Origin of the sequence: Pseudomonas abietaniphila (assembly GCF_039697315.1) — a bacterium.
GTDB classification, from domain to species: domain Bacteria; phylum Pseudomonadota; class Gammaproteobacteria; order Pseudomonadales; family Pseudomonadaceae; genus Aquipseudomonas; species Aquipseudomonas abietaniphila_B.
On sequence record NZ_CP155619.1, the window covers coordinates 4,962,066 to 4,973,892 of the forward strand.

Here is an 11,827-nt window from a genome sequence, read left to right on the forward strand (position 1 = left end):
TGAAATCATGCAACGGAAAAAATTGCTCATCGTGGGCGGCGGCAACCTGTGTCTGCAGGTTTTGCAAATTCTCGCACCGCGCAATCAATTCGAATTTCATGTGGCCAGCCGTAACCTGGAACAAGCGACCCGCTTGTGCAACCTGGTCAGGCTGGGGGCGCTGCAACTGAATGTGGCGGTGCGCATTCAGGCGTGGGAGATGGACCTGACGGAGTTCGCCATCGAACGCAACGCCGAAACGCTGTCCCGGATCAAACCGGATGTCATCTTCAATTGCGCGTCGTTGCAGTCCTGGCGCGTGATCACGCAATTGCCCAAGGCGACGTTTGATGCACTGGATCAGGCCCAGTTGGGGCCTTGGCTGCCGATGCACCTGGCGCCTGCGTATGCGTTGATGCGTGCGGTCAAACAATCCTGCCCCAAATCCTTGGTGGTCAACGCGGCATTCCCCGACGCGGTCAACGCCGTGTTGTACAAGGTCGGGATGGCGCCGGATGTCGGCGTCGGGAACATCGCGAACCTGATTCCTGCCACACGCTGCGCTATCGCCCGGCTTGGGCGGTGCGAGCCGTTGCAGGTCTGCGTCAAACTGATCGGCCAACACTTTTTCAGCCACTACGTGCCACGCCATGGTTTGCCGCAGCAGGCGAACTTCAATCTGTCTTACTGGATCGATGGCCGGGAGTGCACGGACGAATTCAGTGCCGAGATGATCTTTCGCAGCGTGGCGGACAACTTCCGTCGCCTGGGGGGCATCGATGGGCAGTACCTGACAGCGATGTCAGCCATCACTGTCCTGGAAAACCTGTTCGCCGACGAAGAGGTGCATGTGCATGCCCCCGGGCCGCATGGTTTGCCGGGCGGTTATCCGGTGAAAGTCGGTATGGGCCAGGTGCTGCTTGGTCTGCCTTATGGGGTCCGGCGCGAAGAAGCCATTCAGATCAATGAGGCCGGACAACGACAGGACGGCATTCAGTCGATCATGGCCGATGGCACGGTCATGTTCGGGAGTGCGCAGATGAACGTCATGGAGCAGATGCTCGGTTATTTCGTGGCGGGCATGAAGGTCCAGGACGCCGCCGAATGCGCCAACGAGCTGGGCCGTAAATATCAAGCGTTTGCTCACAACATCAGCCAACAAGGAGTCAGCCATGTTCCCCAGCAACGCATCTTCGCCCGTCAGTTCGGCTGATTGCCCTGACGTGAACGGTGCCGGGCAGGCCGTCGCGCATCCAGTCTACACCGAGCAATACAACGCTGATTTTGTCAGTCGCTGGGACGAGCTCATCGACTGGAGCAAACGCGCGGAAGGAGAGGGACCGTTCTTTACGCAACTGTTGTTGCAGGCCGGCGCCTGCCGGGTATTCGATGCCTCCTGCGGCAGCGGGTTTCATTCGGTACAACTGCGTCGCGCAGGTTTTGACGTGACGGCCTGCGATGGCAGCCCGACCATGGTCAGGCAAGCGAAGGCCAACTTTGCCAGCCGGGGCCTGGACATTCCCACCCTGTGCTGCGACTGGCACGACCTCGACCCTCGGCAATTGGGCACCTTCGATGCGGTGCTGTGCCTGGGCAGTTCACTGTGTCATGTGTTCGAGGAAGCCGAGCGCATCGCGGTGTTGAAGCGGTTTCGCCAGCTGCTCAACCCGGGAGGTGTGTTGCTGGTTGATCAACGCAATTTCCTGGCCATTCTCGCTGGACGGTTTTCCTCATCCGGTCGCTACTACTATTGCGGCAAAACCGCGAAGGTCACGTTAGGCGAGCTGCACGATTCGTTGTGCGAGTTTGTGTACACCTTCGCCGATGGCGCCCGGTATTGCTTGCGGGTGTTCCCGATCCTGCCCGTTCGGCTGCGAGGCGAAATGAGAGCGGCCGGTTTTGTGGTCAAGCAAAGCTACGGTGATTTCAAAACTGTCTACGACCCGATGGCCGCCGATTTCATCATTCATCAGGCGCATGTTTAAGTCACAAGGAGGTGTCTTCATGGATATCCAACAACAGCCCCAGGCTTCGCGTAGCAACCTGTTCGCGTACCCTTTCACCCACGGCACCGCGCACGAGGGGCAGCCTACGCCTCATGTGATCTGGCTGACCGGGCTGTCCGCTGCCGGAAAATCCACGATTGTCGACGGGCTGAACCCGGTGTTGCAGGCGCGCGGGCTCAAGACCTGCATTCTGGATGGCGACTCACTGCGCAGCGGCCTGTGCCGGGACCTGGGGTTCACGGATCACGACCGTGATGAAAACGTTCGGCGTGTGGCCGAAGTCGCGGCATTGATGGCCGACGCCGGCCTGACGGTCATGGTGGCGCTGATTTCGCCGACTCGAGCCGCGCGGCATTACGCGCGCTCGATCATCGGCAACGAGCGCTTCGTCGAAGTGTTCGTCGATGCGCCGCTGGCGGTGGCCGAAAGCCGTGATCCCAAAGGGTTGTATCGCCGCGCCAGACAGGGCGAGATACGTGGTTTTACGGGCATCGATTCGGCGTACGAGCCACCGGTCTTTCCGGAACTTCATATTCACAGCGATCAGGTCAGTGTGGCGACAGCGGTGGAGATGATCGACGACTGGTTACGTCATCCGCGTGGATTTTAGGGCCCGATCGCCTGAATTTCGCGGCGAATTGAACGCGGTTGTCTGAAAGACCGGCGAGTTGGCTCGTTTCTGCCATTATTGATCTTCTGTCAACACTGAGGGCGGGCCATGTCCATCGGTCAATTGAAGATCAACGCCATCCGTCTGGTCGGCGGCGTCAGCGTGCTCGATTATCTGAATACGTGCGATGGCCGAAGGCCCGGCACATCGCTGGCGGCGGTGGTGGATAAGCTCTCGAACCTGGAGGAGATCGTGCACTGGTTTCTTCATGCCGGGCTGATCGGTGAGGCCGAGCACGCCCGGTGTGTGGACCTGGTGCAGCAGTCGTCCTGGCATTCGCTGACGGCATTCAAGCAGTTGATCGGTTTTCGTGAGTCGCTTTATCGGTTGTTTCTGCCTGTGGCGTTGGGAGAACCGGTTGCGTCCGGTGAGCTTGATGTGCTGAATGAGGTGCTGGTGTCGACGGCGTCGCAACGGGTGCTGATTTCGGTACCGACCGGGTTCGTCTGGGACTGGCGCCCGTTTGACACCCTGGATGGGATGACTGCCGGTTTTATGGGGCGAATCGCGGTACAGGCGTCGTCGCTGCTGACTTCTCCGGACCTGGCGAGGCTCAAGTTATGTGCCTTGCCGGATTGCGATTGGTTGTTCGTGGACACGTCGAAGAATGGCAGTCGGCGGTGGTGCCAGATGAATGTGTGCGGGGCCAAGGAAAAGGCCCGGCGGGCGGTGGGGCAGTTTTAAGCTGTTTTTTTGGTTTAGCATTTGGCATTGGGCTGATTCATGACTGTCCCCTCGGTTGGACTGGGTGTCCAACCGAGGGGACAGTTCAGGCCAGGCTCCCGGTTTGGCCTCGACTTCGTCGAGGTTGCTCACTCCGGCGAGGCTCCGTGGGCCCGCCGCCATCCGCCATCCATGGCGGGGGGCGGCTCTCGCGGCATCCATGCCGCTCGGCCCACTGTGCGCGCCGCCTGCGTTCAGCCTGCACCCGAGTCGCGTTTTGGAGCTAACGCTCTTCGCATCTTGATTTGTGAATCAATCTCCCTCGCTCCACTCGTTATTGTAGGAGCGTGGCTTGTCCCGCGATCTGCCGGGAACCGGCAGTAAACCCTGTGCCTTCGGAGTGTCAGACAGTGCCGAGTCGCCTGATTTTGCTACCGCTGCGCGGTAGATCGCGGGGCAAGCCACGCTCCTACAGGATCCGCGTGATCCGATGCTTTTGATTTTGCTTTTCTATCTCGACAGTCCAGGCACCACAAATTGCGACTTGGGTGCAGGCCAAACGCAGATGACGTGGAGTGGGCCGAGCGGCATGGATGCCGCGACAGCCGCCCCAACCCCGATTCCTATTCCAACCCCCGCACGCGAACCTCTGGCCAACCCGCCCAAGTCTGACCGATAAACGGCCCCCAAAAACCCTGAACACCCACCCCCGATCCTTTTCAAACACTTCATGACCCGCCCCAAAAACCGCAAATAACCCCAAGGTGCGCCATGAAAAAGAACCTGATGGGACCAACCCGGCTTACAGAACCCACTTTCCCAAAACCCCGGGACCGACTACGACGAACTCCTCGATCCTGTCTTCACCGACGGTGGAAAAGTCCTGGAAGGTGACGATGTCCGCACACCAGGCGCCGATCCCAGCCGACCTGAAACCTTGCCCAATGGCCCCGACGTCATCGACGACAGCCACCCCGACCCGCAAAAACGCGGTATCTGACGCCACCGCGATAAAAAACCAGGGAACCTGCTTGTTTCACAGGCTTCTTATCTCTTGTTCAAGGCAGTCGCGACACCGGTCGTGGCCCAGAGCATAGAGAGCACTTGCATGAGCGATATTCGTATCGGCATCTCGGGCTGGCGCTACGTGCCGTGGCGCGGTGATTTCTACCCCGAAGGTCTGGTCCAGAAAAACGAACTGAAATTCGCCTCCAGAGCGGTGAACAGCATTGAAATTAATGGCTCGTTCTATTCTCTGCAGTCGCCGGACCTCTATGCCCGCTGGTATGACGACACGCCCAAGGGCTTTGTATTCAGCCTGAAGGGACCGCGCTACATCACCCATGTCAGGCGCCTGAACGACATCGCTGAACCCCTCGCCAATTTCTTTGCCTCGGGCATCTTTCAGCTCAGGGGCAAACTGGGCCCGATCCTTTGGCAGTTTCCGCCCAGTTTCAAATTCGACGCCGAAAAATTCGAAGCGTTTTTGCAGTTGTTGCCGTTTGATGGCAAAGCCGCCAAGGCCCGCGCCAAGCAGTGCGCTGCGCGTATGGAGAAGCCGGGTTACCTCGACATTCCGGCGAAAGCCAGGCTGCGCCACGCCGTCGAAATTCGTCACGAGAGCTTTGCCGTCGCCGAGTTCATCACGCTGCTGCGCAAGTACAACGTCGCGTTGGTGATCGCTGATACGGCAGGCAAGTGGCCGTACCTGGAAGACCTGACCAGCGATTTCGTTTACCTGCGCCTGCATGGTGACAAAGCGCTGTACGCCAGCGGTTACACGCCCAAGGCGCTCAAGCGCTGGGGCGACCGTATTGAGTCGTGGCAGCAGGGCTCGCAGCCCAAAGACGCCCATCTCACTGCCACTAAATCGCCTCGCGCCCGCAAGTCGCGGGACGTTTATTGCTATTTCGATAACGACATCAAAGTCAGGGCGCCTTATGACGCGCGTGCGTTGCTGGAGCGTTTTGACCTGACCGCCGACCTGGAAGTCGCCCCCGGCGATCTGCAAGGAGTGAAGTTTTGACCAGTGCCCTGATTCCCGAAGGCATCGCCAGCCGCCGACAAAACGCGTCCACCGACGTCACGCTCAATGTGCTGACGATGAACATGCACATGGGCTTCGGTTTCCTCAACCGGCGTTTCATCCTCCCAGAGCTACGGGATGCGGTGCGCAACGTGTCGGCAGACGTTGTGTTCCTGCAAGAGGTGCACGGCGAGCAGCAAAACCATGCACAGAAGGTCAAGGATTGGCCGACGACGTCGCAGTACGAGTTTCTCGCCGACAGCATGTGGAACGACTTCGCCTACGGTCGCAATGCGGTGTACCCCCACGGCCATCACGGCAACGCGTTGCTGTCGAAATACCCGATCATTCGGCACGAAAACCTCGACATTTCGATCCTCGGCACGGAAGAGCGAGGCTTGCTGCACTGCGTGTTGCAGGTCCCCGGTTTCGGTGAGGTTCACGCCATTTGCGTGCATCTGGGACTCAAGGAAGTGCACCGCCAGCAGCAGCTGTCTTTGATGGCGGAACTGGTGTCGCGCTTGCCGCAAGAAGCACCGGTGATCATCGCCGGTGATTTCAACGACTGGCGGCAGAAGGCCGACGCTGCGTTGAGGCCCGTTGGCTTGCGCGAGGTGTTCGTCGAATCGTTCGGTGCGCCGGCCAAGAGTTTTCCGGCGCGCTTCCCGTTGCTGCGTCTGGACCGTATTTACGTTCGCAATGCCCGTCCCCGGGCGCCCAGGGTGCTGTCGAACCGCCCTTGGTCGCACCTTTCCGATCATGCGCCGTTGGCGGTGGAGGTCACACTATGAAGGCGTTTCATGATCAATGTGGCATCTGGCAGGACGGCAACTCCGTCGAACTGCTGATCAATGGCGAAGACTTCTTCACCAGCGTCTTTGAGCACATTCGCACGGCGCGGCGAGAGGTACTGATCGAGACGTTCATCATTTTCGAAGACCGCATCGGCGAAGGCTTGCAGCAGGCGGTGATCGAGGCGGCCAGCCGCGGCGTACGCGTAGTCATTACGGTGGATGACTACGGCACCAGCGACCTGAGTACGGCGTTCGTGGAGGAAATGGTCAGCGCCGGGGTGCAGATTCAGTTGTTTGACCCGCGCCCGAAATTCATGGGCATGCGCACCAACCTGTTTCGCCGGCTGCACCGCAAGGTGGTGGTGATCGATGCCGAACTGGCGTTCATGGGGGGCATCAATTACAGCGTCGATCACATGTCCGACACCGGCGTGACCGCCAAACAGGACTACGCGGTGCTGGTACGCGGCCCCATCGTGGCCGACATCTACCGGTCCACGCTGGGCATGCTTGGGCCGGCATTGCGCGGATCCTTCGCGCCGCTCAAGGCCGTGACCCGCCAGGCCGGCAGCGCACGCATGCTGCTGGCCGAGCGGGACAATCGCCAGCACACCACCGACATCGAAGAGCAGTACCTGCTGGCGATGCGCGGCGCTACCCAGCGCATCACCATCGCCAACGCCTATTTTTTCCCCAGCTACCGGTTCCTGCGCGAACTGCGCAATGCCGCGCGCCGCGGCGTGAAGGTCACGCTGATCCTGCAAGGCCAGCCGGACATGCCGTTCGTGCGCATGTGCTCGCGCCTGACCTACACCTGGCTGCTGCGTGAGGGCGTGGTGATCCATGAGTACAAGCAGCGCGCGTTGCACGGCAAAGTCGCATTGATCGACCATGAGTGGTCGACGGTGGGCTCCAGTAACCTCGACCCTCTGAGCCTGGCGTTGAACCTGGAAGCGAATCTGTTCATCCGCGATCGCGCGTTGAACCAGCACCTGCACGAGCACCTCAAGGAGCTGGCTGCGGCTCACAGCAAGCAGGCCAGCCTGAAAGGCTTGGCGAAAGGGCAGTGGTGGCGGGCGCCGATGATCTTCCTGAGTTTCCACTTTCTGCGGCATTTTCCGGCGATCGCCGGGTTGTTTCCGGTGCACGGGCCGCGCTTGAAACCGGTGCGCACGCCGGACGTGATTCCACAAGCGAGCGAACTCAAGCGCGAGCTGTCGCCTGATCAGGAGAAATCGCTATGAACGGGGTGTCTCAGGCGTCCACCGAGCAGGACGAAGCCTCTGCGCCGGGCAAGCACAAGGTCTGGCTGACCTGGGCCAAGCGCGGTTTTACCTTGTTTTTCTTCGTCGCCGTACCGGTCTTGCTGTTCATGCTGGTGAAGAACCTCGACTGGAAAGAAGTGGCCCATGCGCTGGAGTCATACAAGGCAAGCACGCTCGCGCTCGGTTTCCTCGTCGCGGCTGGCAGCTATCTGACTTACTGTGGATTCGATGTGCTGGCGCGGCGTTACACAGAACACAAACTGTCGGTGAAGCAGATCGTGCCGGTGACGTTCGTCTGCTACGCCTTCAACCTGAACCTGAGTTCGTGGGTCGGCGGTATCGCTCTGCGCTATCGGTTGTACTCGCGCCTCGGTCTCGACGTACCGACCATCACCCGGATTCTCAGCCTGAGTCTGATCACCAACTGGCTGGGCTACATGTTGCTGGCGGGGTTTGTGTTTGCTGGCGGTTTCATCGACCTGCCCGAGGGCTGGAAGATCGGCGACACCACGTTGCAGCTGATCGGCGTCGTGTTGCTGGCCGTGTGCTTCGGGTATTTCCTGGCGTGCCGGTTTTCCAAACGACGGACCTGGACGATTCGCAAACAAAAACTGGTGCTGCCGTCGCTCAATCAAGCGCTGCGTCAGGCGTTACTCGGTGCGTTGAATTGGGGCTTGATGGCGCTGTTGATCTTCATACTGCTGCCGGAAAAAGCGTTCTACCCGGCCGTGTTGGGGATTCTGTTGATCAGCAGCATCGCGGGCGTCATCGCGCACATTCCAGCGGGTTTGGGGGTGCTGGAAACTGTCTTCATCACCCTCATGCAGCATCAATTCAGCAAAGGGCAATTGCTGGCCGCGCTGATTGGCTACCGGGTCATCTACTTCCTGATTCCACTGATGTTGGCGGTGGTGGTGTATCTGGTGCTGGAGAAGCGCGCCAAGGCCATGCGCAGCAGGAATGAAGCGCGCAACGAACACTGACTCCCTGTAGAAGCGGGCTTGCTGGCGAACGCGTCAGACCGGCAGCATCGACGTTAGCTGGCCGGCTTGTTCAGTGTGCAATATCACTATTTGGGGTGACGCTGATGGTTTGGTATGTCCTAACGGCCAAACTGTTCCGCCTTCGGCGAGTTACTTGATAACCCCCCTCCTTGTTTCAAGAGGCAGCCAAGGGTTCAGTCTCCCGGTTTGGCCCTCCTGCGTCGGGTACCCTTACTTCGGCGACGCTCCGTGGGCCCGCGCCGAACGGACATCCATGTCCTGACGGCGCGCTCGCGGCATCCCTGCCGCTCGGCCCACTGCGCATCGCCTGCGTTCAGCCTGCACCCAAGTCGCGTTTTGTGTCGTCTGAACGTTGTCGGTATGAAGATCAAAAGCAAAAACATCGGATGACGCGAATTCTGTAGGAGCGTGGCTTGTCCCGCGATCTACCGCGCAGCGGTAGCAAATCAGGCGACTCGGTTATGCCTGACATACCGCATGCACCGGTCTCGCTGCCGGTTCCCGGCAGATCGCGGGACAAGCCACGCTCCTACAATAAAGGGTGGTGCGAGGGAGATTGATGCACCAATAAAGACGCGAAGAGCGTTAGCTTGAGCCCAAGTTGGTCTTGTAAGCGAGAGCGCTGCCAGGACATGGATGTCCGTTCAGCGCGGGCCCACGGAGCGTCGCCGACGTGAAGGAACCCGACGAAGTCGGGCCCAACCGGGAGCCTGAATCCTTGGCTGCCTCTGAAACAAAGAGGGGGGTATCAAGTAACCCGCCGAAGGCGGAACAGTTTGGCCGTTAGGCCAAACCAAACCATCAGCGTCGCCTCAGATTGTTGAAATGCACACCCTGCACGGCGACCCCTACAAAAGTGGAAACCTCAATCCTTCCCCGCAAACATCCGCACTGCTTCCACCGCTTCATTCGTGCCATTGCTGATCTGCACGATGGCCGAGCCCGCCTGATCGGCGAGGTCCACGCCTTTGGCGGCGTTGTTGCGCGTATTGTCCATGCTGAGGATCGCCTGACGGGTTTCCGTCTGGATCAACTGGATCATCTCGGAAATTTCCTGCGTCGAACGGCTGGTGCGGCCTGCCAGTTGCCGTACCTCATCCGCCACAACGGCAAATCCACGGCCCTGATCCCCGGCTCGCGCCGCTTCGATGGCCGCGTTGAGTGCCAAGAGGTTGGTTTGATCGGCGATGCCGTGAATCGTGTTGACAATGGTGGTGATCTGCTCGGACCGCTCACCCAACTGACCGATGATGCGCGAGGAATCGTCGATGTTGCGGGAGATCTGGCGCATTTCGCTGGCCGCTTGCTGAATCACCTGAGTGCCTTGCTCGGCGACTTTCTGCGTTTGCACTGAGATGTGATACGCCTGCGCGGCGCTGTGAGAATCCTGCTCGTGCTTCTCGATGCGCGCAGTCACGTCGGATGCAAATTTCACCACCTTGAGCAGCTTGCCGCAGGCGTCGTACACCGGGTTGTAGGAGGCCTCGAGCCACAGCGTCTGACCGTGCTTGCCGATGCGTTTGAACTGCCCGCTGAAAAACTCCCCCTTGTTCAGCTGGCGCCAGAAATCCTGATAGTCGGAACTGTTGGTGACCTCCGATGGGCAAAGCAGTTTGTGGTGCTTACCCAGCAACTCCTGGCGGTTGTAGCCGAGCAGACGCAGAAAGTTGTCGTTGGCGGCGATGATGCGGCCATCCAGGTCAAACTCGATCACGGCCATGGCGCGGTCGATGGCCTGCAGCTTGTTGCGGGTTTCGCTTTCGGATTGAAGCTTCTGGGTGACGTCCATCGCGTACTTGACGATTTTCACCACCTTGCCGTCCATGTCTCTGATCGGGTTGTAGCTCGCCTCCAGCCACACCGTGCTGCCGTCGCCCGCCACACGCTGGAAGGTGGCCGACACGAACTCGCCATTGCGCAATCGGGACCACAACTGCGCATATTCGGCGCTGCGCACGTGTTCGGGGGTGCAAAACATCCGGTGCTCTTTACCGATCACCTGTTCCGGGCGGTAGCGCATGGCTTTGAAGAAGTTGTCGTTGGCGCTGAGCACGACGCCATTGAGATCGAATTCAATGCTGGCCATCGAGCGGTTGATGGCTTCCAGCAGACTCGCCTGATGAGCGACGGTCAGTTGCAGATCTTGAATGGTTTTATTCTTTGACGAGTCGAAAAACATGATGGCGGCTCAGGCAAGTGGAACGGCAGGGTTATCCGTTCCATGGCCTGAAGAGCAAAGGTCAATGCTCAGCTGCGATTTCCTTCTGCAGTGCAAAGATCATCACAAAAGTGATATCAAAAAGCTACAACAAAGTTGTACAGCTCGTCGGTTTTTGTACAAGTTATGGGGCGGACGCTGACGATTCTTTGCCCGTGCGTCACCATTTCCAACGTCGACCATGTCTTTTTGATTCTGGTCGAAGCGTCGGGGCGCGTCATACACGCGCTCAATCTTCAAACCCGACCTGCTCCGACATCTCGTCCACCTTCAATTCCAGCCGGTACGCCACGGCGATGAACAGCGCCTGACACAGGCACAGCGTGGCGCTCAGCGAACGGAAGGCGAACGAACTGCCTTCATTAACCAGCAGCACCGAGTTGGCGCGCTTGGCCAGTGGCGAGAGGTTGCTGTCGGTAATGATCAACGTCTTGGCCTGATGGTGCTGAGCGATGCGCAGGCAGTGCTGGGTTTCCTTGCCGTAGGGGGTAAAGCTGATGGCGATCACCAGATCGTTGGCGCGCACGCTGCGCATCTGCTCGCGGTAACTGCCGCCCAGGCCCGAGATCAGGTGGATACGTTTGTTGGTGTGTTGCAGGTTGTAGACCAGGTAATCCGCCACGGCGAACGAGCGACGTACCCCGACCACGTAGATGTTGTCGGCGTTGACCACCAAGTCCACGGCTTTCTCGAACGCTTCATCGTCCAGTTCCAGGGCGAGGCGTTCCAGCCCGGAAAGCGTGGCGTTCACGCATTCGCGGGCCAGGTCGCCGCCGCTGGCTTTCTGCGACTTGTTGGCGATCATGCTGCGAATGCGTTGCTGGTAGTTCTGCACCGGTGTGGCTTTGTGGGTGTAGGCCTCGCGGAACAGCGCCTGCATTTCGCTGAACCCGCTGAAACCGAAGCGCTGGGAGAAGCGCACGATTGCAGAAGGGTGGACTTCACATTCGCGAGCGATGTCGCTGATGCGATCGACCATGATGCGGTCGCTCTGCTGACTCATGTAGCTGGCGATGCGTTTGAGCTGGCGCGGCAGGCTTTCGTATTCCGTGGTGATCAGCTTGAGCAGAGACTCGGCGGTATCCGGCGCGGTGACCTGTGAAGACGCCGCGTCGGCGCCGGTTTCGGACAAGGAGGGCTGATCGGTGCTGGACATACGGTTGAATTCCTCAAGCTTTTCTTATGACGCGAAGTTTACAGCG

The 11,827-nt window shown here is 59.4% G+C and carries 10 protein-coding genes and 1 pseudogene; 8 read left to right on the plus strand and 3 right to left on the minus strand.

What is annotated here, in order from left to right; translation table 11 throughout:
* The first annotated feature begins 7 nt into the window (after positions 1-7).
* From ABDX87_RS21870 to ABDX87_RS21905, 8 genes are all read left to right on the plus strand, one after another.
* Positions 8-1,192: a hypothetical protein gene (locus ABDX87_RS21870; RefSeq protein WP_346829740.1), complete on the plus strand. Its 1,185-nt coding sequence runs from the start codon at positions 8-10 to the stop codon at positions 1,190-1,192.
* Entirely contained in the window at positions 1,152-1,964 is an 813-nt protein-coding gene (locus ABDX87_RS21875; RefSeq protein WP_346829741.1) for a class I SAM-dependent methyltransferase, read from the plus strand. The genes ABDX87_RS21870 and ABDX87_RS21875 overlap by 41 nt, the downstream gene beginning before the upstream one ends.
* 19 nt (positions 1,965-1,983) lie before the next feature.
* The gene (cysC, locus tag ABDX87_RS21880) at positions 1,984-2,595 is read left to right on the plus strand and encodes an adenylyl-sulfate kinase (RefSeq protein ID WP_346829742.1); all 612 of its coding nucleotides are present in this window, start codon (positions 1,984-1,986) and stop codon (positions 2,593-2,595) included.
* A 108-nt stretch (positions 2,596-2,703) separates the two neighbouring features.
* The gene (locus ABDX87_RS21885) at positions 2,704-3,339 is read left to right on the plus strand and encodes a CGNR zinc finger domain-containing protein (RefSeq protein ID WP_346829743.1); all 636 of its coding nucleotides are present in this window, start codon (positions 2,704-2,706) and stop codon (positions 3,337-3,339) included.
* Between the two features lie 1,087 nt (positions 3,340-4,426).
* Positions 4,427-5,344, plus strand: coding sequence for a DUF72 domain-containing protein (locus ABDX87_RS21890; RefSeq protein WP_346829744.1), 918 nt, complete (start codon positions 4,427-4,429; stop codon positions 5,342-5,344).
* On the plus strand, positions 5,341-6,135 hold the full coding sequence (locus ABDX87_RS21895; protein WP_431061171.1) for an endonuclease/exonuclease/phosphatase family protein: 795 nt from the start codon (positions 5,341-5,343) through the stop codon (positions 6,133-6,135). Before ABDX87_RS21890 ends, ABDX87_RS21895 begins: the two co-directional genes overlap by 4 nt.
* A complete protein-coding gene (gene clsB / locus ABDX87_RS21900) occupies positions 6,132-7,382 on the plus strand; it encodes a cardiolipin synthase ClsB (protein ID WP_346829745.1) in 1,251 nt (416 codons plus the stop codon). The genes ABDX87_RS21895 and clsB overlap by 4 nt, the downstream gene beginning before the upstream one ends.
* Positions 7,379-8,386, plus strand: a complete 1,008-nt coding sequence (locus tag ABDX87_RS21905) for a lysylphosphatidylglycerol synthase domain-containing protein (protein ID WP_346829746.1) — start codon at positions 7,379-7,381, stop codon at positions 8,384-8,386. The genes clsB and ABDX87_RS21905 overlap by 4 nt, the downstream gene beginning before the upstream one ends.
* Positions 8,387-9,272: 886 nt before the next feature.
* On the opposite strand, the gene ABDX87_RS29305 is transcribed toward ABDX87_RS21905, so the two are convergent.
* The 3 genes and pseudogenes from ABDX87_RS29305 to ABDX87_RS21915 all read right to left on the minus strand — a co-directional run bounded on the left by ABDX87_RS29305 (position 9,273) and on the right by ABDX87_RS21915 (position 11,781).
* Entirely contained in the window at positions 9,273-9,875 is a 603-nt protein-coding gene (locus ABDX87_RS29305; RefSeq protein ID WP_431061266.1) for a methyl-accepting chemotaxis protein, read from the minus strand.
* A pseudogene (locus ABDX87_RS29310) lies at positions 9,858-10,586 on the minus strand (PAS domain-containing protein); the annotation flags it as partial. The gene ABDX87_RS29305 and the pseudogene ABDX87_RS29310, both read right to left, overlap by 18 nt.
* Before the next feature lie 268 nt (positions 10,587-10,854).
* Entirely contained in the window at positions 10,855-11,781 is a 927-nt protein-coding gene (locus tag ABDX87_RS21915; RefSeq protein ID WP_346829748.1) for a MurR/RpiR family transcriptional regulator, read from the minus strand.
* Between the last annotated feature and the right edge of the window lie 46 nt (positions 11,782-11,827).